20 protein-coding genes are annotated in these 19,131 nt (G+C 60.7%); 10 read left to right on the top strand and 10 right to left on the bottom strand.

Annotated elements, in window-relative coordinates:
- Positions 1-205: 205 nt before the first annotated feature.
- Positions 206-1,482, bottom strand: a protein-coding gene (locus C2U30_RS12515) for an IS3 family transposase (protein WP_233721125.1) whose coding sequence is annotated in 2 segments (ribosomal slippage) — positions 206-1,152 and positions 1,152-1,482 — 1,278 coding nt in all. Because the reading frame shifts where the segments join, the coding sequence is not laid out codon by codon here.
- A 69-nt stretch (positions 1,483-1,551) separates the two neighbouring features.
- On the opposite strand from C2U30_RS12515, the gene C2U30_RS12510 reads away from it, so the two are divergent.
- The gene (locus C2U30_RS12510; protein WP_103243860.1) at positions 1,552-1,866 is read left to right on the top strand and encodes a DUF736 domain-containing protein; all 315 of its coding nucleotides are present in this window, start codon (positions 1,552-1,554) and stop codon (positions 1,864-1,866) included.
- 73 nt (positions 1,867-1,939) lie between these two features.
- Here the strand turns inward: C2U30_RS12510 and C2U30_RS12505 are convergent, their stop codons facing one another.
- From C2U30_RS12505 to C2U30_RS12495, 3 genes are read right to left on the bottom strand one after another with little or no spacing between them, the layout of a single operon-like run.
- Positions 1,940-2,776 carry a macro domain-containing protein gene (locus C2U30_RS12505; RefSeq protein WP_103243859.1) on the bottom strand — a complete coding sequence of 279 codons (837 nt, stop codon included), beginning with the start codon at positions 2,774-2,776 and terminating at the stop codon, positions 1,940-1,942.
- Between the two features lie 34 nt (positions 2,777-2,810).
- A complete protein-coding gene (locus C2U30_RS12500) occupies positions 2,811-3,374 on the bottom strand; it encodes a TIR domain-containing protein (RefSeq protein ID WP_068639539.1) in 564 nt (187 codons plus the stop codon).
- An 8-nt stretch (positions 3,375-3,382) separates the two neighbouring features.
- Positions 3,383-3,676, bottom strand: a complete 294-nt coding sequence (locus C2U30_RS12495; protein WP_068639538.1) for a helix-turn-helix domain-containing protein — start codon at positions 3,674-3,676, stop codon at positions 3,383-3,385.
- A gap of 271 nt (positions 3,677-3,947) precedes the next feature.
- Here C2U30_RS12495 and C2U30_RS12490 point away from each other — a divergent pair, with 271 nt between their 5' ends.
- The 9 genes from C2U30_RS12490 (at position 3,948) to C2U30_RS12440 (ending at position 11,429) form a co-directional block, all read left to right on the top strand.
- Entirely contained in the window at positions 3,948-4,295 is a 348-nt protein-coding gene (locus C2U30_RS12490) for a DUF2958 domain-containing protein (RefSeq protein ID WP_083953782.1), read from the top strand.
- A gap of 321 nt (positions 4,296-4,616) precedes the next feature.
- The gene (locus C2U30_RS12485) at positions 4,617-5,387 is read left to right on the top strand and encodes a DUF2285 domain-containing protein (RefSeq protein ID WP_103243858.1); all 771 of its coding nucleotides are present in this window, start codon (positions 4,617-4,619) and stop codon (positions 5,385-5,387) included.
- A 113-nt stretch (positions 5,388-5,500) separates the two neighbouring features.
- Positions 5,501-5,785 (top strand): helix-turn-helix transcriptional regulator, encoded by a 285-nt coding sequence (locus tag C2U30_RS12480; RefSeq protein WP_103243857.1) that lies wholly within the window; start codon positions 5,501-5,503, stop codon positions 5,783-5,785.
- A 50-nt stretch (positions 5,786-5,835) separates the two neighbouring features.
- Positions 5,836-6,660, top strand: a complete 825-nt coding sequence (locus tag C2U30_RS12475; RefSeq protein WP_431355952.1) for a replication initiator protein A — start codon at positions 5,836-5,838, stop codon at positions 6,658-6,660.
- Between the two features lie 289 nt (positions 6,661-6,949).
- Positions 6,950-7,588, top strand: coding sequence for a ParA family partition ATPase (gene parA / locus C2U30_RS12465; protein WP_023081401.1), 639 nt, complete (start codon positions 6,950-6,952; stop codon positions 7,586-7,588).
- Complete coding sequence (locus tag C2U30_RS12460; protein WP_028968586.1) at positions 7,585-7,872, top strand: hypothetical protein; 288 nt, start codon at positions 7,585-7,587, stop codon at positions 7,870-7,872. The genes parA and C2U30_RS12460 overlap by 4 nt, the downstream gene beginning before the upstream one ends.
- Positions 7,869-8,414 (top strand): DUF2840 domain-containing protein, encoded by a 546-nt coding sequence (locus tag C2U30_RS12455; protein ID WP_046602332.1) that lies wholly within the window; start codon positions 7,869-7,871, stop codon positions 8,412-8,414. Before C2U30_RS12460 ends, C2U30_RS12455 begins: the two co-directional genes overlap by 4 nt.
- A complete protein-coding gene (locus C2U30_RS12450) occupies positions 8,411-9,010 on the top strand; it encodes a S26 family signal peptidase (protein WP_046602331.1) in 600 nt (199 codons plus the stop codon). The genes C2U30_RS12455 and C2U30_RS12450 overlap by 4 nt, the downstream gene beginning before the upstream one ends.
- Positions 9,011-9,446: 436 nt before the next feature.
- Positions 9,447-11,429 carry a relaxase/mobilization nuclease domain-containing protein gene (locus C2U30_RS12440; RefSeq protein ID WP_103243854.1) on the top strand — a complete coding sequence of 661 codons (1,983 nt, stop codon included), beginning with the start codon at positions 9,447-9,449 and terminating at the stop codon, positions 11,427-11,429.
- On the opposite strand, the gene C2U30_RS12435 is transcribed toward C2U30_RS12440, so the two are convergent.
- From C2U30_RS12435 to C2U30_RS12410, 6 genes are all read right to left on the bottom strand, one after another.
- Complete coding sequence (locus tag C2U30_RS12435) at positions 11,422-12,876, bottom strand: patatin-like phospholipase family protein (protein ID WP_196636953.1); 1,455 nt, start codon at positions 12,874-12,876, stop codon at positions 11,422-11,424. The two genes, C2U30_RS12440 and C2U30_RS12435, sit on opposite strands and share 8 nt — an antisense overlap.
- 155 nt (positions 12,877-13,031) lie before the next feature.
- Complete coding sequence (locus C2U30_RS12430; RefSeq protein WP_004883071.1) at positions 13,032-13,649, bottom strand: DUF3313 family protein; 618 nt, start codon at positions 13,647-13,649, stop codon at positions 13,032-13,034.
- A 12-nt stretch (positions 13,650-13,661) separates the two neighbouring features.
- Positions 13,662-13,997, bottom strand: a complete 336-nt coding sequence (locus tag C2U30_RS12425) for a DMT family transporter (protein WP_004883073.1) — start codon at positions 13,995-13,997, stop codon at positions 13,662-13,664.
- Between the two features lie 190 nt (positions 13,998-14,187).
- Entirely contained in the window at positions 14,188-17,304 is a 3,117-nt protein-coding gene (locus tag C2U30_RS12420) for an efflux RND transporter permease subunit (protein WP_103243853.1), read from the bottom strand.
- Between the two features lie 22 nt (positions 17,305-17,326).
- Complete coding sequence (locus tag C2U30_RS12415; protein WP_103243852.1) at positions 17,327-18,493, bottom strand: efflux RND transporter periplasmic adaptor subunit; 1,167 nt, start codon at positions 18,491-18,493, stop codon at positions 17,327-17,329.
- A complete protein-coding gene (locus C2U30_RS12410) occupies positions 18,493-19,128 on the bottom strand; it encodes a TetR/AcrR family transcriptional regulator (RefSeq protein WP_022652140.1) in 636 nt (211 codons plus the stop codon). Before C2U30_RS12410 ends, C2U30_RS12415 begins: the two co-directional genes overlap by 1 nt.
- Between the last annotated feature and the right edge of the window lie 3 nt (positions 19,129-19,131).

The following is a 19,131-nucleotide window of genomic DNA, read 5'->3' as shown; positions in this document are numbered from 1 at the left end:
GAAAACAATTTCCCCTGCGCTGCGCGCATTCCTCGCGGGACAAATTCTTTTCGCTTCCAGGCGCTCCACTGCGTTGCGCCCGCAAGCGGTGCAGCCAGCCCGTCCCCCACCGATTGGATCACAACAGGACGCGATGGGCGCGAACCCTGTTCAACCGAAAGGAAATTCATCATGGTGATGTTGCCCCCGTATTCCAGTCCCCGTCCTAGTCGCAATAAACCGCCTGGTTCGTTGATGGCTCCTGCCGCACTTGTTCGGCCCGCTGCCTCCTGAACTCCCGAGGCGATCGCATTTTCAGCGATGAATGCGGATGCACCTCGTTGAAGTGCTCAAAGGCGGCCGACAACTGTGCCAACACCGTCTTGACGTCTCGAAGGTCCATACGCGCCATGTAGTCACGTTTGAAGGTGTTCACGAAGCTCTCGGCCATGCCGTTGCTTTGTGGGCTGCAGACAGGTGTGTTGATGGGTTTGAGGCCCAGTGAGCGTGCCAGCGCTCGCGTTTCTGCCGCGATGTAGGCACCACCGTTGTCGCTCAGAAACTCCAGTTGGTGGCCTGCAGGGATGGCATCGGCCGCCCCGAAGCGCCGCTCCACGGCTTCAATGAGCATCTCGCGCACCGGCTCCCCCGGCAGCCCTTTGCCCTCCCATGCACGCCAGGCCAGAACTTCGCGGTCGCAGCAGTCCTTGGTGAATGTTGCCGTCACCGTCTGACCCGAGTCGCACTTGATTTCCAAGCCATCAGAGCACCAGCGCAGGTCGCTGTGTGCCACTGCCACACGGCCTTCATGCACGCGCGATGAATGGCGCCGACGCGGGGCCTTGGGCAACAACAGCCCCGCCTGTGCCATGACGCGATAGACGCGTTTGGCATTGACCCGCACATCGCCTGTGGCGCTACGTTGGCGGTTCACCAAGGCGCAGGCACGCCGGTAACCATAGCTGGGCAGCTGGGCAATCTCCTGGCGCAGCTCGGCCAGCAACTGGGCATCCCCCTTGGGCGTGCGGTGGCGCCGCCCGTCTGTCCAACTATCGTCGCGTCTGCTCAGCTCACGTACATGCGAGCGCGCCAGCCCCATCGTGCGGCAGACCGTCTTCACTGGTCTTCCCCGGGCAACAAGGGCGAGCGCGCAATCCACTTTTTTTCGGCGGCGTACTCCACGGCTTCCTTGAGGATTTCGTTCTCCAAGGTCTTCTTGCCCAGCACGCGCTGCAGCTTGGCAATTTCCGCTCGGGCCGCTGCCAACTCGGATGCCGGCACCACTGCCTCACCAGCAGAGACGGCGGTCAGTGCGCCTTGCCGTTCGAGCTTACGCCACTGGAACAGCAAGCTTGCGGCAACGCCTTCCTGCCGAGCCACCAGCGAGACGCTCATGCCCGGTTCGTAGGTGCGCCGCACCAGGGCTGATTTCTCGGCGAGGGACCAGCGCCTGCGGCGCTGGTCTTTAAAAATCACCTCTACCGACTCCGTATGCCTAGTCATATTCATAGTCCTATTCCTATCTCAAAGATAAGCGATAGGACGGGGATGGGGAATCAGGGGGCTATCTCAATGGCAAACATCGGCACCTTCACCGCAGAGAAAGACGGCTTCACCGGCACGCTTCGCACCCTGACCCTCAACGTCAAGGTCAAGCTGGTTGCCAATGACAAGGGCGAGAACGAAAGCGCCCCCGACTTCCGCCTTCAGGCGGCCGGCCACGACATCGGCGCGGCGTGGAAGAAGACCAGCGAAGCCGGGCGGCCCTACGTGTCCGTGTCCCTTGACGATCCTTCGTTCCCTGCAACGGTCTATGCCCGCCTGATCGAAGGCGAGGACGGCGCACACGACCTGATCTGGTCACGCAGCAAGCCCAAGGCGGCCTGACTGTCGCTCACCAGACCCCGCCGATTACGGCGGGGTCTGGTGTTGCTGGATTGCTCAGGGCCGTTATGCCGAATTACACGCCGTTTCTAGCGGATTTGATGTCGAGAAGATTGATCTGGTCGATCTTGTCCTTGTGGATCACGATGGTCAGCTTCGCGGGATGTTTGAATCTCATCTCACTGATCCTGAACGTCCACAGCATTATCTTCAGGAGATCCTCATCAGAAATGTTTTTGTGCCCTTTGATTCGCGTGATTCCTGAAACGAAGATCGTGGTTGATACGCTTTTCTGAGCGTAGACATTGTTCACCTTGTCCCAAAAGTTGATGAGAAACTCAAGGTACTCCGGCATCGTCAGTAACGCTTTATTGTTCTCATCGAACTTGGAGAAAGCGGTCAGGAGGTAGTCTTTGTACAGGCAGATCGTGCCTATCTGATACCTTTTCTTCTTTCCGTGTTTCCTTGCTTCGTTCTCATCCATGACTTCGCTGTCGTCAAAGGCATATTCCTCGATGTAGCGATCTAGTTCGGAGGTCGGGATGCCGAGATGCTTCTGGATGAAAACGCCATTGAGGGACGTCTCGCCAATTATTCTATTGTCCACCAGGGTATCGAAGTATTCGTTGAAGGCGATGGCCTTCAATCCCGACTGCTGGAAAATGTCGCCGGTCTTGATCGCGACATCGCTGCCCTCGACATTGATGTCGATGCTGTTCAGGCTGTTCGACCAGCGCCATATTGCCAGATAGGTGAGTGCTAGCAGCGTCAAGAAAGCCAAGCCAGCCCACAGCTTCCAATCGGCGGGGATGTCAACAAAAATGACCGTGAAAGACAGCGTGCCGCTGGAAAAAGCGGTGAACTCAAGAAATTTCTTGAAAACCCGCTTGTCAAAAAAACTGACTTTTGCCATGAGACTCCGATACTCCCCTTCAAAGGTTAAGTGCTTACGGGTTGTACCAGTAAAAATCAGGGTTTCCTTTGCTACTCACCATAAATCCGCTGTTGTTCAATGCCTGTTTTATAAGTTCTTTATTCATGGGCACGTGAAGCGTGGGTACTTTGCTCATCGAATCTCGGAACACGGGAAGATTTCCCCAGAGGTTTTTGACCGACTGCTTCAATGATGCGCCTGCCAGTAGGCTTTCCTTGGTGGCGTACTCGGGGTAGACGACGATGACGGGTAGACCTTGGTCATTGATCCCATAGTCGATTTCTTCCCGAAGGGCGCGGGAGTTTGTCGTGATTGAACTCAGTATGAGGATGATGTTCTTGGAGCTGCGAAGGCGTTCGCGGAGTCTGGGTTTAAGTGTGTATTCCCAATCGCTGCCGTCGCGGACGCTGTAAGTTTTTGCATGAGAATCCACGAAGGGGAACGCTGCATCAGCGCCTTTCCACATTCTCAGGGTGTTGTAGTACTGAAAATCTTTAGTTGCATTGGCACCCAGCGCACTGGGATGGAACGGTTCTGCAACGTAAAAGGCTGTGTAATTCCCGTTTCGATACGCCATATCGTCTCTCAATCTCCATTTTGATTTAGTAGCGCCTCAAGCTCCTGTCGCACCTGCTCCAGCAATTGATCGGCCTTCTGATCGCTATCACCGGCATACGCCAGCGTCAGCAACGTGAGCGGATGAACCTTCATGACTGCGCACAGCTCAATTAGCTTGTTTAGCGTTGGGCTTTTCAGGTCGCGCTCCAGCGAACTTAGATACGTGCGGCTGGACACGTCCGAGAACGCCTCTTGGCTCAGGCCACGTGCTTTCCTGATCTTTCGCAACGCATCGGGCAGCGATGGCTTGAGCGTCGTCATTCTGGACTTTCCCCAAAATCCAGAATGACAACTCATTGCGCCCTATAGGACTACAATCTATAGTATTCATTTCGTTTGTTTGATCTTTTACTGAAAGCCGCATTGGCGGTTTTCTTCAAAAGCGGAGAGCCTGATCCGTGTCTTTCCTGGCTTCCGTGCATGTGCCTTCGTGTTTCTACGCTTCTGCGGATGTGTGGAGTTACGCATTGGTGCTTTCGTTGGGAGGCGTGAAAGCGCCTCTGCTGCTCTGCAAATCCGTGGACGTACAGCCATGACTCCGCTCATCACAGCCGACGAGCGCATGCGTCTGCTGGCCAACGGCCAAGCAGGCGCTGCCGGGCAGGACACCGACCCGCTGCCCGTGGTGCGCCTGTTCACCCTGGATGTGCATGCCTCTTGGCTGCTGGCTTCGCTCGACCCCGCCGATGGCGATACCGCCCAAGGCCTGATCGACTTGGGGATTGGCATGCCTGCACTGGGAACGGTGAAGCTGTCCGACCTGGCCGCCATCGTCGGGCCGCGCCAGCAGCCCGTGATGCGGGATCGCTACTTCCAGCCGGTGCGGCGGCTGTCGGAATACCTGCGACTGGCCGAATACAACGGCTCGATCACCGATTGAGTGCCACGGCCAAGCGGGGAGCACTGTGTCTATTCCGGTCTGGTCTGTGACCCGTTCGGTCTGAATCGGCAGTGTTGCACCGAAGCGGTGCGTGCCTGATCGAAACGGTCATGATGCCTGGCGCGGGCTGCGGCAAGCTGACCGACGCGGCATGCCATTGGAGTGCGTTGCCGCCGTCGCACTCGGACGATTTCAGCAACGCATCGGAGTTCATCGGTCTTGACACTGCCAGTTTACGCTTCACCCATGACGTTTTGACGATGGCCTCGTAGCACGCCGTTTCGCCGTGGCGACGCACCCCCAGCACAGGGAGGTTGCCGTATGGCTGATCGCAGTGCCGAGCCGTGGTATGCCACGGCGGCCTATCTCTACGTTCTGCACCTGGATGGCCCGGCGCTGGCATGGGAGTACCTGCGCCGTCATCCAGACTATCGGCACGACTGGCTGCGCCGTCGTCGCCAACCGGATGCTGCCGGGCATTGGGGGCTGCGCCTGCCGGAAGATCCCGCCCTGGATGCGCGGGACGCACACCCGGCCTGGTTCCCCGATCACGATGCCGTGGTGCAGCTCTACCCGGATGCCGATCCGCCGCCCGATGCCCTGTGCTTTGAGTTCTGGAAGCTGCCGGGCCACAAACACCTGATCCATGACGGCAAGCGCCTGGTGCTGGTGGCGCGCTGGCCCGGCTGCTGCTTGCGTTTCGTGCTCGCGCCAGGCTTGGCCGATGGCATGGCTTACGCTTATGCCATCCGGGCCTGCGTCGCGCCTTGCGAACGCTATGCGGCCCTGGCGAGCGAATTGATCAAGATCGCCGTAGCCGCCGGTGCCGCACCGGCGGCGACCGTCCGGCCACGCCCGCCGCTTTCCGCATTGCTGGAACTGCACACGCTGCAGGCGCTGGACGCGACCCTGGCGGGTGCGTCCTTGCGGGAGGTGGCCGAAGGGCTGTTTGGTGTGGATGCTGTCGTGGCCGACTGGCACAAGGACAGCGCCTTGCGCGCTCGTGTACGTCGGCTGGTGCGGCGTGGCGAGGCGCTGATGCGCGGCGGCTATCGCAGTCTGGCGCAGCTCCCGCCAGTTGCAGCGCAGTAAGGGGGGGACGTTTTGCCGCCCCTGCATTTCGTCCCTTAGCAAGAAGCTCATCTTTCTTGAAAGTGCCTCTATCCGGCCGCGTGGTGTGGCCGGGCTTGATGGAGGTACTTCCCATGCGACCCGCTCCTTTACGGCCTGCCGCCGCTACTGTCGCTGCGCCCGCGCAGCCCCAACGCTACCTGACCAACGACGAAGCCGCCGACTACCTGCGCCTGTCGCCGCGCACGCTGGACAAACAGCGCGTGATCGGCGGTGGGCCGAAGTTTCGCAAGTTCGGTCGGCGCGTCATGTACGCCGTTAGCGACCTCGATGCCTGGGCCGATGCGCGCAGCTATGAGGCAACTTCCGACCCGGAATATGCCGAACGGCACGCGGGTGACTACCGTGACGGCCGCTGACCGTCGGCGCGTGGGTGACCATCGCCATGTCCCGCCCACCAGGGCACGCCTTGCAGCAGCGCGAACAGCTCGACCTGTTCCGCGCACTGCCGGGCGAGGACATGGCACCGCGCGATGCTCAGGACTTGATGGCCTATCCGTTTTTCTCGCTGGCGAAGTCGCGGCGCACCGCACCTATCGACTTCCGCAGCGGCAACATCACCATCCGCGTGGAAGGCACGCAGGAGCATGGCATCGCCACCATCTGGGATGCCGACATCCTGATCTGGGCGGCCAGCCAGATCGTCGAAGCCAAGGACGCGGGCATCCAGCCGTCCCGGCGGATGCAGGCCACGCCCTACGAGATCCTGCGCTTCATCGGGCGCGGCAAGTCGCTGCGCGACTACCAGCGCCTCAAGGCCGCGCTCGACCGGCTGCAATCGACCACGGTGGCCACGTCCATTCGCGAAACCACGGGAAGGCGCTTGCACCGCTTTTCGTGGATCAACGAGTGGAAAGAGCTGGCCGATGCCAACGGCACACCGCTGGGCATAGAGCTGATCCTGCCGGACTGGTTCTATGCGGGCGTGCTGGACGCCGCCTTGGTGCTGACCATCGACCCGACGTACTTCCGACTCACGGGTGGCATCGAGCGCTGGCTGTACCGCTTGGTGCGCAAACATGGCGGCCGGCAGGAATACGGCTGGCAGTTCGACTTCCGGCATCTGCACCGCAAGTCGGGCAGCAGCACGCGGTTTTCGGATTTCGCCTACGACCTGCGGGCGTTGGTCGCCCGGCAATCGCTGCCGGGGTACGAGCTGGGCATCGTGCGGATTCCCGAGGACGACATGGAATTGCTGACCTTCCGGCCCGTGCCGCAGACGGCACGGGGATAACAGCGGGACAAGCTGTGGATGGGGTCGTGCTATCAGGAGTAAGAGGTGTCGTGCTATCAGGAGTACGTCTATCGTGCTATCAGGAGTACGAAAACGCCGGAAAGTCAGTAACGGCGCGGGTTTGCGATCCCTCTAACATTACTAACTTAAATTCTCTAACTATTGATAGAGAAACAGCATTGCGGTGGACAACTGCCGCAGGCCGAAAAACCAGCCAGCAAAAACTCCAAAAACCACCCCGTTCGGCACGGCAGAAACAGGCCGGTCTTCCAAGCTGGAGGGCCGCACCATGATTGTCGCCTTGCTCAATCAGAAAGGCGGCGTCGGCAAGACCACGCTCGCCACGCACATCGCTGGCGAACTGGCGCTGCGCGGCCTGCACGTCGTCCTGCTGGATGCCGACCCGCAGGGTTCCTCGCTCGACTGGACGCAGCGCAGAAGCCAGCAAGGCTTGCCACGGCTGTTCAGCGCCGTGGGCCTGGCACGCGAGACACTGCACCAGGAAGCCCCAGAACTCGCCAGGCGGGCCGATCACGTCATCATCGACGGGCCACCCAGGATCGCCGCCTTGGCGCGTTCTGCGCTGCTGGCGGCCGAACGGGTGCTGATCCCGGTACAACCCAGCCCCTACGACCTGTGGGCCAGCGCCGAGATGGTGGCGCTGATTCGTGAGGCTCAGGTGTTCCGGCCTGCGCTACGCGCGGCCTTCGTCATCAACCGGCGCGTCAGCACCACGGTGATCGGGCGCGAAGCGCGACAAGCCTTGGCGGAACAGCCGTTGCCAGCGCTGCGCAGCGAGGTGCGCCAGCGCATCGTCTTCGCCGACAGCGTGGCTGCCGGTCGATTGGCGCGGGAGACAGCCCCCGATAGTGCGGCGGCGCAGGAAATCACCGCGCTGGTCGATGAGCTGCTGCGGTGGCCGTCATGAGCGACAACAGCAACCCACCCAACAGCAAACGCCCGGCCAAGCGGGTCGGCATCGGCGCGCGTCCGCCCGCCAATCCGCACGCCGAGGCTTGGATTCGCCAGGGCGACGCGGATGCGCTCAACAAGGGCGACCTCTACACCGCTCGCCTGACCCTCGACATCACGCCTGCCATGCGGGCACGCATCAAGGTGTCGGCCTTCACGCAAGGCGTGACCGTGGCCGACTTGCTGCGCGGTTTGCTGGAGCGCGAGTTTCCAGAACACCGCAGGGAGAACACGCCATGACCACATCCGTATTGTCTGCTGCCGCACCTGCCGCCATCGCGGTCACGGCTGCGCACGCTGCACCTTGCAGCCAGCCGAGTAGCGCGCCGCTGACGCGCGTCGCGCTGGCTTACATCGAACCGCGCTTCAAGCTCTACCTGCGCTTCGGCGAACCGGCGCGCACGCTTCAGCTCGACCGCTGGCTGCGCTGCGCCATGTTCATGCCGGGTGCAATGCTCTGCCGCGTTCGTTGGCAGGCCAACGACTACGGCACGATTCATTGGCAGCTCATGGTGATGCAGGCTGCTACACCGCTTGATGCTGTGCAGCGCATCCCCGGCGTGCAGCCAGGCGCGTGCCTGCTGCTGCATGCCGAAGGTGACGCCAATGTGCGCGCCGTGCTGGAACGCATCGACGGCATTGAGGCGCTGGGCATCGCTGCCATTGACGTGTCGCCCGCGTACTGGCGCACGCTGGGCAACCGTCTGGCGGCCCGCCTGCCGCTGCCCGAATACACCGCCGAGCGGCACGCCGCCTGGCTGGCCGGGAGGGCGCTGCCATGACGGCCCATCCCACCGCCGCACGCACACCCAAAGCCGCGCCGCTTCCTCGCTCGCGCCTGCGCGCTCGCCTCGTGCTGGCGGGCTTCGCCGCCGTCGGCCTCGCTGCGCTGGCCTGGGCGGCTTTCATGCAGCCGTTGCCGCGCCTGATCTACAACCCGTCCGACAGCGTTCCGGTCGGCTGGTATCGCGTCGATCCGCAGCGCCATGGCGCCGACTCGCTGCCACGTCCCTTATTTGTGGGCAGCGTCATCCTGACCACATTGCCGCCAGATGTTGCCGCGCTCGCTGCGCAGCGCGGCTACCTGCCCGTACACGTTCCGCTGCTCAAACGTGTGGGCGCGGTCACGCCGCAACACGTCTGCATTGTCGCCGGTCAGGTTCGCATCGACGGCGCACCTGCGGCCGCCGCGCTGCCTGCCGACAGGCTGGGCCGACCGTTGCCATCCTTGCAGCTTTGCCGTCACCTTGAGGCGGGCGAACTGTTTCTGCTCAGTGTGACCAATCCGGCCTCGTTCGACAGCCGCTATTTCGGCCCGGTCAGCGCATCCGCCGTGATCGGCGTCGCGCATCCGGTCTGGCTGGAGTCGCGCCCATGATGGCCGCGAATTCGCTGCGCTCCGGCGTGCCATCGGGCATGCCGCTCTCGCTGCTGTTGCCGTGTCGTCGCGCGTGCAGTGCGAGCGCATCCGCGTCGCACTTCGCGCTGTATCCGGCGCAGCCGTCCAGCGTGCAGGCGTCTTGCCTCGAACGTGCCCGGCCTGTGGCCATCGTCGCGTTCGCCGGCGGGCTGGCTGCTGGTGCAGCAACGCCGCCGGGCCGACAAGGCCCGGAGCGACAGCGAAGGGCAAAGGCGGAAGGCAAGACAAAAGGACGCGGCACCTGGCCGCGTCGAAAGCCAGTCAGCACATGGGGGGAACGCGGCACGGAGCGGCTTCGCCACCGTGCCGCGTTTGGCGCGAGGGTCGCGCCAATGCTGGCATGTCCGCGTGCTTCGCACGACAGGACACGCCCAAGCTTGCGGGGAGCGCAGCCATGACCGACAGCCGCGACGACGACTTTCGCGTGCGCCCCAGCGCCCCGAAGAACCGGGGCAAGGGCCAGGGGCAGAGCTTCGTTTCCAAGGTGCTCAAGCAGGCCGGCAAAGCCAGCAGCGGCAAGTCGGCAGTACGCCGTCCTGGCGCGGCTGGCACCGGCCAGCGGCCCGGCTCTCGGCTCGGACGTGGCCACACGGCGGCGCGCTTCGCCGGGGCGAAGCTAATGCCCATGTCGCGGCGCGTGACCATCAAGACCTTGCTGGTCAATCACCAGCGGGCCAGCCCGCAATCGCTCGCCAAGCACCTGCGCTACATCGAGCGCGACGGCGCGGGTCGCGATGGCGAACCGGGCCGGGGCTACGGGCCACAGGCCGACGAAGCCGATCTGGACGCCTTCAAGGAACGCTGCGCCGACGACCGGCACCATTTCCGCTTTATCCTCTCGCCCGAGGACGGCGCGGAGCTGGAAGACCTGCGCACCTACACGCGGCATCTCATGGGCCGCATGGAGGCCGACCTGGGCACGGGCCTCGATTGGGTGGCCGTCAACCACTGGAACACGGACAACCCGCACGCCCACCTGATCGTGCGCGGGCGCGACGACACCGGCAAAGACCTCATCATCGCGGGTGACTACATCGCCCACGGCTTCCGCCATCGCGCCGCCGAGCTGGCGACCGAGTGGCTGGGGCCGCGCACCGAACTGGAGATTCAGCAGACCTTGAGGCGCGAGGTGGAACAGGAGCGGTGGACGAGCCTGGATCGCACCTTGCAGCGCGAGACCGGCGAGGATGGCCGGGTGCATGTCGAACGGCTCAACGAGCCGAGGTTGCAACGCCAGCGCCTGCTGCTGATCGGCCGCCTGCAACGCTTGCAGCGCCTGGGCCTAGCCGACGAGGTGCAGCCCGGCACCTGGGCCATTCATGCCGATGCCGAGAAGACCTTGCGTGCCCTGGGTGAGCGTGGCGACATCATCCGAACGATGCAGCGGGCCATGAGCGGCCAGCCGCGTGAGCTGGCGGTGTTCGAGCCGGGCGACGATGGTCGCAGCCTCATCGGCCGCGTGGCCGCGAAGGGGCTTGCCGATGAGTTGCACGACCGAGGCTATCTGATCATCGACGGCACGGACGGTAAGGCCCACTACGTTGCACTGAACGCCCGCGACGAACTGGCGAACTATCCCACGGGCGCTGTGGTAGAGGTGAAGGGTTCGACTGAGGTGCGCACGGCCGACAAGAACATCGCCTCGCTGGCGAGCGATGGCCTGTACCGCACCGATCATCACCTGGTAATCGAGCAGGGCCGGGCTACGCCCGGACGCGACCCGCAGGAAGTCGTCGCCGCTCATGTCCGGCGGCTGGAAGCCCTGCGCCGGGCTTGCATCGTGGAGCGCGTGGCCGAAGGGCTATGGAAGGTACCGGACGACCTGGCCGAGCGTGGCCGCCAATACGACGCGCAACGGCTGGGCGATGTAGCCGTAGAGCTGAAATCACACCTTCCTATTGAACGGCAGGCCCGCGTCATCGGCGCGACTTGGCTTGACCAGCAACTGATCGGCGGTGGCCGTGGGCTGGGCAACTTGGGCTTTGGCGGTGATACCAAGCAGGCCATACAGCAGCGAGCCGATTTCCTCGAAGAACAGGGGCTGGCACAGCGCCGCGGGCAGCGCGTCATCCTCGCGCGCAACCTGCTGGGCACGCTACGCAATCGGGAACTAGTGCAGGCCGCGAAAGACATTGCGGCGGAAACCGGCCTAGAGCATCGCCCGGTGGCCGACGGGCAGCGCGTAGCCGGTATCTACCGGCGTTCCATTATGCTCGCCAGCGGGCGCTACGCGATGCTCGATGACGGCATGGGGTTCAGCCTTGTGCCGTGGCGGCCGGTAATTGAGCCGCGACTGGGACAACAGCTTGCCGCAAAGGTTATCGGCGGAAGTGCCTCTTGGGAACTTGGACGAAAGCCCAGTATCGGTATCAGTTAGATATCAAGGGAAGCTGAGTACCAGGCGCAGTCTGCTTGGCTGCTGTGATTCTTCTTAGAGATTCAATCAATGCCATAAACTCCTTGGATTGCCTCAGTGCTTCGCCTCCCGCAGTTTGCAGGTCCAAGACATCCGTAGCCTCGATCGTGAAGGCTGTGGGCACGCGCAGCAGCGAATGCCGGATCTTGTCGTCCGGCACGTCGTTCAGACTTACGCTTACTACGTAGATTTCTGCGTCGGCCGCAAAGGGGCTGTCCGCTTGGCCACGGGTGCGGACAATCTCGGAACGCCAGTGTTGCAGGTCGTCGTTAAGCATGGCCAGCGTCACCTGGGTCTCGCGAGCGCCGGCACCGAAGATCAGCGACTCAAGTACTTGCGTCGTGCTGGGAACTCGGTCGCTACTGTCCACTCTCTCGCTCAGTCCTCGTTCGGAGTTCACCGTCACCAACACGAGTCGGCGCAAGCTTCCGGGCTTGACCTCCGAGAAATTGGCGCTCATTGAGCCCGAAGCTACTAGCCGGTCTAGCATCAGACGTACGCCGAGGTTGTCGGAGACACCACCGTCCACGAGGTGGATATAGGGCCGATCGTGCGCATTGAGGTAGCTGTCTATGCCGCTTTGCAGGATGCGTGATCTGTAATTTTGCCCTCTGACAGGCAAAGATCGGAGAGGCGGCGGACAGGTATTGGCGTTGTTTCGCACCGTTACGGGCGACAGCACCAGCGGTACTGCCGACGAGGCCGCCACCGCGAAAGACAGCGGCGTTGCATCGAGGTCGGAACAGATTAGCCGGAATTGCTCGGTGGTGAAATCGAAAGGGGCACCGGTCGTGAGGTCGGTTGCCGTGATCATCAGTTCGGGCGCGCCCGGTCGTCGGCGCACGTCACCAAAGGTGCGGCCTTCAAAAAGTTCGTCCAAGCGTTGAGCCAGGATCTGGCTGCGCCCAAACCAAGGTGAAGTTAGTCTATAAAGACGCTCAGGCCACAGAGCTTCACGTATGAGTCGCCCCTCAAAAGGCACAAGCAGAAAATCCGGCTCGAAACGAGTCAGCGTGGCATCGCCGAAGGCCGCGAAGTGCGCGGCAAGGATGCTGCCCCCCGACACTCCGCTGACCAGGAACACCTGATCCAACAGAGTGGTCTCCTGGCCCTCTAGCGCGAAGCGTGTGGCCTTGAGTTCGCGCAGCACGCCCAGGCCGAAGGCCGCCGCCCGAGCGCCCCCGCCTGACAGTGTCACCGCTACAACCACCGGTTGGTTGACCTCCGACGGCCTGATGCGTTGGTCGTTCTCGGCGAGAGACATTAAGGCGGCGTCGGAAAGTGTCGGGTTGATCCAAGGACGGTAAGTGGAACACCCTGTCAGAACTACCGTTGCCAGCACACCGGCCAAACTCCATCGTGTGAATTTACACACCTCCAGGCGCTTTACCTCTGCAAGCAGCACCACGCAGCGTTTCGAATAGACAAGAACGAGAAACGCCGGCAATTTTGCGACGAAGCAGAGCCACTCCAGAATGCTGCAGACGTTACAAGAACGGCACCCTACGAATCCCCTTGATGAGGCTCCTCGCGATCCGCGCGAAGTTATGGAATAGCAGCTATTCACGAGCCAGCACTTCTCCAAGCGCTATTGATCCGTTCAAGGCAGGTGGTGATTGCAGACTTTGCATGCCCGAGCAGTGTGTAGGAGCCTTTGAAATCCGCGAGAGCGTTGCCGTGCTCGAAGCAGCTAGCAGCAGCCACCCGACGATCTGTTTGTTCATCTACTGCCTCAAACTCCAAACTAGCTCCCCCAGTTGTCACTGGTCCAACAAGCAACGTCGTTAGGGTGTTGACTGCTCTATTGGGCGTCTCAATGGTCGTAATTGCCACACGCACACGTATGCGGCCTGACGATGCGGGAGCTTCGGACTTAGTTTGGAGATGTCGCAGTTCACTGTTGACGTGATCGAGAAGCTCTCGCACTTGCTCAGCTTCAAGCCCACCTATGCGTCCAGTTGCCGTCACTACCTGAGCATCCTCGACTAATATTTCCCGGTAACGACTGGGTTCAAAGCCTGGCGCCTTGAAGAGCAGAACATTTTCGTACTTCGTTTTTCCCAATACATCGTAATCACCAAGAAACCCTGATCGAGTCATTCCGTTTGAAGCACAGCCAGATAAGGTTGCCGTGAGGCCTGCCAGCAGCACAAAATGGATTAATGAAATAGGGCGTTTCATATATATTTTCATTTATCCCATTTTCAAACAGACGATGCCAGCAACAACCAGCGCAATTCCAACCCAACGTATCAAGGAGGCGGTATCGCCGAACACATACACGCCCACGAAAAACGCGCCCAGCGAACCGATGCCGGTCCAGACCGCATAAGCTGTTCCTATGGGGATCTGTTTAAGAGATAACCATAGGAAAAAGCCGCTGGCTGCCATACAGGCAACTGCAATCGCCGGCCCCACGTAGCGCATCGCTGCATTGGCCGCACCCATCTTGAGGCCTAGTGGCCAACCGATTTCGAACAGGCCGGCAATCAGTAGAACCAACCATGGATTCCATGACAACGGGTTCATATATTTCTCCAAATCTATTCAGTGAAAATTGATTATCAAAGCATCAAAGCATCAAAGAATAGGCAGTAGGCGGTCAATTCGCTCTGCTTCTGATTTCTTCTTAAACTCTCTGATGGCGAGAATCTGTCTCCCCGATCTCTCCGGCCACGAGAGAGATCGGGGGAAGCGTGTGGACAGTTACGCTGAGGGATCAGACCGGTTGCACTGGTTGTTGTACCGCCTCGTGACTCCGTTTGCTGCCCGGCCACTTCATTCCGAACAGCACCTCGTAGAGCAACGGAATCAGGCCAAGCGTCACGAGCGTGCCAAGTGCGAGACCACCGATCATGCCGATGGCCATGCCCTTCCACAGCGGCCCCGCAAACAACATCAGGGGCACGAGACCCGCGATACAGGTCACCTTGGTCATCACGATTGGACGCAGCCGCTGCATCGCAGCTCCCACCAGGGCTTCATGTCGGGCGAGACCTTCCGAGAGGCCGTGTTCAATTTGTTCGAGCAGAAGAACGGCGTTGTTGACGATGATTCCGAACAGCGCAAGCACCCCGAATGTCGCCATGAAGCTGAAAGGAGTGCCTGTTGCCTTCAGTGCAATCACGACCCCAATCAACGTGAAGGGAATCGTTGCGAGAATCACGATCAGCTTGCGGAAGGAGTTGAACTGCCAGATGAATAGCAGCAACATCGCCAGAAGAGCGAACGGCATGTAGTGCGTGAGCGATGCATTCGATTCAGCCGATTCCTCAATTTCTCCACCAAGCTCTATGGCATAGCCTGCAGGTAGTTCAATTGCGGCGATCCGAGGTGCGAGGTGATCCACGATCTCTTGCGCGGTGTATGCGGTGTTCTGCCCCTGAACTGTGACTGTACGAATGAGATTGCGGCGCTGGATCACAGACGGCTCGCTAGCGAGCGTGACATCGGCCACTTGCGCCAGGGAAACCGGCTGGCCACCCGACGCTGGATAGATGGTCGTCGAACCAACGTCCGCAGTGCTGCGCCGATCATTGGACGTCCCGCGCATCACGATTGGCACGCTGGTATCGCCATCTCGGATCACAGAGATCGACTGGCCGATGTAGCGGGTGCCAAGCCAGGCAGCTATGTCGTCGGTGGTGACGCCAGCACGTCGCGCACGATCTTGATCGACCCGAACATCGAGACGGCCGACACGGGTATCCCAGTTGTTCTTGATGTTGGCCGTACCTGGCAGCTCCCGTAGCGCGGACTCAATTTTCGCCGCCGCATTCATCAGCACCTCATGATCCGGCCCACTGACCCGGTAGACGGCTGTGCCGGCTTCGGTAGTGCCTAGCGAGAACCGCTGAGGCTCTGCGCGTACATCTCCATGATGCTGCGCGAAGTAAGCCCGAGTTCGGGCAATCACGACGTCAATGTTGGTGCCTGCCTTGACCGTCACGACAAAGTACGCGATGTTCGATGCTGGCAATGGGGGATTGAGCCCAAGGATGAAGCGCGGCCCACCGTCAGCGACGTAGCCAATGTGATCCGTGATTTCGGGGTTGATTTCTTGATCACCGAGCCAGCCGCTCACTTCCTTCACTTTGGCAAGAGTGAGCCGTGAATCCGTTCCAGGGGCGAGCTGCACCGGTATTTGGAATTGAACTCGGTCGGACTTCGGCAAGAAGTCGTATGGCAGTGTCGTGAATCCGTACAGAGCTACGGCCAATGCACCCGTCATCACACCAACGTAGATCGCCTTGTGGTCAAGCACCCACTCAAGCAACTTGCGATAGCCGCGATAGAAGCGTGTGTTGTAGGTTTGCGCGTCATTCGCCGGTTGATGATGCACTTTGGTGAAGTGGTAGCACAGCAGTGGAGTGACGGTCAGACACAACAGCCAAGATCCGAGTAACGTGAGCGCGAGGACAATGACGAGAGAGCGCAGATACTCACTCGTCGCACTCTGGCCGAAGAAGAACGGGGAGAAGGCGATGACGATAACCAATGAGGACGTCAGCAGCGGCAGTGCGAGGGTACGACCCGCTTCGAGACAAGCCTGTTTGCGGTCTTCACCGGCTGCCAAGCGCCGTTCAATGTCTTCGGCAATCACGATGCCGTTGTCTACCAAGAGCCCCAAAGCGATGATGATGGCTGCCATCGAAACACTTTGCAGCTCGATGTTCAGCGCGCGCATCACGATCAGTGCCCCCAGAATGGTAAGCGGCACGATCATCCCGACGATGAATCCTGTGCGCCATCCCAGGAAAAGGACGACGACGCCGAGCACGATGACAATCGTTTCGATCATCACCTGGTTCATCTTGCCCATTTCACGTTTGACGACGTCTGCCTGGAATGTCACATAGGAGAGCTCGAAACCTGCGGGCAGAAGTTTCTCAAGCTCGGCCACACGGGATTTGAGGGCTACGCCGAATTGCTCCACGTTCTGGCCCGAGGTCATGGACACTGCCATCACTACGGCAGGCTGGCCCTTATAGACTGCAGCAGACTCGGGAGGATCTGCAGGTTGTACCTGCACGCGCGCAAGCTCTCCCAGTGAGATTGAAGGAGCAGGCGAAGCACCGCGCGCACCCTGAGCTTGCGCCATCATGATCGGCAACGCGCGCAGCGAAGCGGCGTCGCGAACCTCTCCACTAACAGCCAGCGAAGCGTTGATGCCACCGATGGCGATTTGCCCGCCTGAAAGAACGACGTTTTGTTTAACGAGTTGATCGATCACCCCTTGAGGGGTCAATCCAAGCTGGGCTAGCTTGGGCCGGTCAAATTCAAGATAGACGCGCTCTTCCTGCAGACCATAGAAGCTGATGCGATCAACGCCAGGAAGCGCGTACAGGCGGTCGCGCATCTCTTTCAGCGAAACCCGCATCTCGCTCATGGAGTAGCCTGGAGCAGTCACAGCAATGGACGCCACGGCAACACGGCCAAAGTCGTCGTTGACAAACGGCCCCAACGTTCCCTGGGGGAGCATCGGTTGAGCATCGGCAACCTTTGCACGCACGCGCTGCCAAATGGGGGCTAGGTCGGTGTACCGCTCCCAGATCGTGACTTGTATGACGGCCCCGCCCGCGCGAACGGTCGTGGTTACGCGCTTGACCTCGGCCAGCTCCCGCAAGCGCTCCTCGATCGGACGCGCGATCAACTGCTCAACACGTTCAGCCGGCATGCCAGGGTTCAGAACGGCGACAACCGCATCTCGAATCGTGACCGATGGCTCTTCCTGCGAAGGGAAATTGAGGAACGTGGCAATGCCGGCAACAAGAATGATGACCGCGGCAAGGTAGGTGAGTCTGCTGGCGCGCAGCGCCATTTCTGTGATCTTCATAGCGACGTCTTCCTATAGCGCGTCAGCGTCCGGCCAATTGAGTCGTGGCTTTGAGTGGAGTGACTTGTTGTCCGTTCGTCAGCCAGCCCGCGCCAGCCGCGACCACCATCTCGCCCCGCTTCAGGCCACCCACGACGCGAACGTTGTCGCCGCCTGGCTCGCTCTGGAACTGCACTTCCCTGCGGTGCACCTTCTTCCCCGTCACGTCATACACAAACACTGCGGCTTGTCCCGCTTTCTCACTGAGCACCAGTGCCGAATAGGGAAGCATCAGACGATCTGGTGAGGCATCCTTCGCTTCCGGCGCCTTCAGCAATACTTGAACGGCAGACCCGGGTCGAAGACTGCGCGCCTGAGTGGCATCTTGAGGAACGAGCACGACAGGCAAAAGTGAGCCATTTTCTGCACGCAAGCCAATGCGTTGTACCGAAGCACGAACGGGACTTGCTGACTCGCTCAGACGCAGTTCTGCGACTTGCCCAACTTTGATGTGCACTGCTTGGGTCGTCGATGCAGTCGCAAGGACTTCTACGCCGCTGCGCAGTCCATCCACTTGAAGCACGGGCGCTCCGGCTGCAATATCAGTGAAAGGCAGAGCGAGCTTCTCCGCGACGACGCCGTCAAATGGCGCATGAATGGCGGTACCCCGTCTCGCACGCTCGGCGAGGCCCAATGCGGCCTTTGCATTGCGTACCTGGGCTTCAGCAGCAACCAACTGTGCTTTCACACTCTCGAATGCAGCCGGGGAGATTACGTTGCCCTCAAGCAGCCCCCGTTGCTGCGTTGTCTGCACGATTCTGTCTGCCAATGCGGCTTCCGCAGCAGCGAGTGTCGCCCGAGCCTGTTCTAGGCGGAGTTGCTCGGGCTGAACATCCAACTCAGCCAGAAGCTGTCCGCGAGAGAAGCGATCTCCCACGTCCACATGAAGCTTACTGATCCGCCCGCCAGTCTCGAAGCCTAAGGTACTCCGCTCACTGGAACGAGTTAGGCCACTCAGTTCAATGCGATTGGCTACAGAAGCTACATCACCCACGGTAAGCAGCTTGACCGCTCTCGGGGGATCGGAAGCAGGCTCCTTTTGACCACCGCAGCCGGCAAGCAATGCGAGCAGAGCAAACGCGAGGCCGACTTTCTGCATTTGCCAGGACCGGGATTTAAAAGGAGCGCAAGACACGGGAAGGCCTTTCATCAGCGTTTATCAATAGGGGTGAGTTCCAGTTCGCCGCGGGCGAGCGCCTGGAGGGTGTGCATGAGTCGAGAAAGGTCTTCGGCAGCAAACGTCGGAAAACCCATCATTTCGGCGAGGAAGACTCCGTCCAAGGCAAATAGAACGATTCCGGCGATATCGGTGCCGCGTGGAGATTTGCTCGCGTTCTCGTACTGCCTGCGGTACCAGCCGCGCACAGGCTCAAGCAGCGTGGGGTCTTCAGCCACGGCCGCCAGCAATGCAGCGCTCATCTTTTGCATCCCGCCGTCAGGCATAGCCGAGACCTGGCTGGATAGCCAAGGGTCTGGATCGCCGACGAATGGCAGCTCTCGCTCTTCCTGCCCGCCATCAAACGCCGAGACCTGGTCATCAATCATCGTGAGGAGCAGATCGCGCTTGGTCTTGAAGTGGTACAGGAACGCACCTTTGCTCATTCCTGCCCGTGCAACGACCGCGTCAAGCGTTAGGTGCCCGGCACCTCCCTCCATGACTACGTCACGCGCAGCTTGAAGGATGCGCTCCCGTGTTTGTTGCGCTTTCTTAGAGATGGAGGGGGCTTCAGCGCCGTTGTCCGCCGAATGCGACTCCTCTGGGCTTGATTTCATACGAGTTGCCATGGT

It is taken from the genome of Aeromonas sp. ASNIH5, from assembly GCF_002902865.1.
Lineage (GTDB): Bacteria > Pseudomonadota > Gammaproteobacteria > Enterobacterales > Aeromonadaceae > Aeromonas > Aeromonas caviae.
Note: the sequence above shows the minus strand (reverse complement) of the source record. Positions and strands in the feature narration are given on the sequence as shown.

What these genes read in the sequence shown, in the direction of transcription:
- parA (WP_023081401.1), top strand. Translation starts at nt 6,950, where the DNA reads ATGATTGTCGCCTTGCTCAATCAGAAAGGCGGCGTCGGCAAGACCACG.
- C2U30_RS12410 (WP_022652140.1), bottom strand. Translation starts at nt 19,128, where the DNA reads ATGGCAACTCGTATGAAATCAAGCCCAGAGGAGTCGCATTCGGCGGAC.
- C2U30_RS12490 (WP_083953782.1), top strand. Translation starts at nt 3,948, where the DNA reads ATGACTCCGCTCATCACAGCCGACGAGCGCATGCGTCTGCTGGCCAAC.
- C2U30_RS12495 (WP_068639538.1), bottom strand. Translation starts at nt 3,676, where the DNA reads ATGACGACGCTCAAGCCATCGCTGCCCGATGCGTTGCGAAAGATCAGG.
- C2U30_RS12480 (WP_103243857.1), top strand. Translation starts at nt 5,501, where the DNA reads ATGCGACCCGCTCCTTTACGGCCTGCCGCCGCTACTGTCGCTGCGCCC.
- C2U30_RS12440 (WP_103243854.1), top strand. Translation starts at nt 9,447, where the DNA reads ATGACCGACAGCCGCGACGACGACTTTCGCGTGCGCCCCAGCGCCCCG.
- C2U30_RS12500 (WP_068639539.1), bottom strand. Translation starts at nt 3,374, where the DNA reads ATGGCGTATCGAAACGGGAATTACACAGCCTTTTACGTTGCAGAACCG.
- C2U30_RS12430 (WP_004883071.1), bottom strand. Translation starts at nt 13,649, where the DNA reads ATGAAACGCCCTATTTCATTAATCCATTTTGTGCTGCTGGCAGGCCTC.
- C2U30_RS12510 (WP_103243860.1), top strand. Translation starts at nt 1,552, where the DNA reads ATGGCAAACATCGGCACCTTCACCGCAGAGAAAGACGGCTTCACCGGC.
- C2U30_RS12485 (WP_103243858.1), top strand. Translation starts at nt 4,617, where the DNA reads ATGGCTGATCGCAGTGCCGAGCCGTGGTATGCCACGGCGGCCTATCTC.
- C2U30_RS12450 (WP_046602331.1), top strand. Translation starts at nt 8,411, where the DNA reads ATGACGGCCCATCCCACCGCCGCACGCACACCCAAAGCCGCGCCGCTT.
- C2U30_RS12455 (WP_046602332.1), top strand. Translation starts at nt 7,869, where the DNA reads ATGACCACATCCGTATTGTCTGCTGCCGCACCTGCCGCCATCGCGGTC.
- C2U30_RS12505 (WP_103243859.1), bottom strand. Translation starts at nt 2,776, where the DNA reads ATGGCAAAAGTCAGTTTTTTTGACAAGCGGGTTTTCAAGAAATTTCTT.
- C2U30_RS12415 (WP_103243852.1), bottom strand. Translation starts at nt 18,493, where the DNA reads ATGAAAGGCCTTCCCGTGTCTTGCGCTCCTTTTAAATCCCGGTCCTGG.
- C2U30_RS12460 (WP_028968586.1), top strand. Translation starts at nt 7,585, where the DNA reads ATGAGCGACAACAGCAACCCACCCAACAGCAAACGCCCGGCCAAGCGG.
- C2U30_RS12425 (WP_004883073.1), bottom strand. Translation starts at nt 13,997, where the DNA reads ATGAACCCGTTGTCATGGAATCCATGGTTGGTTCTACTGATTGCCGGC.
- C2U30_RS12420 (WP_103243853.1), bottom strand. Translation starts at nt 17,304, where the DNA reads ATGAAGATCACAGAAATGGCGCTGCGCGCCAGCAGACTCACCTACCTT.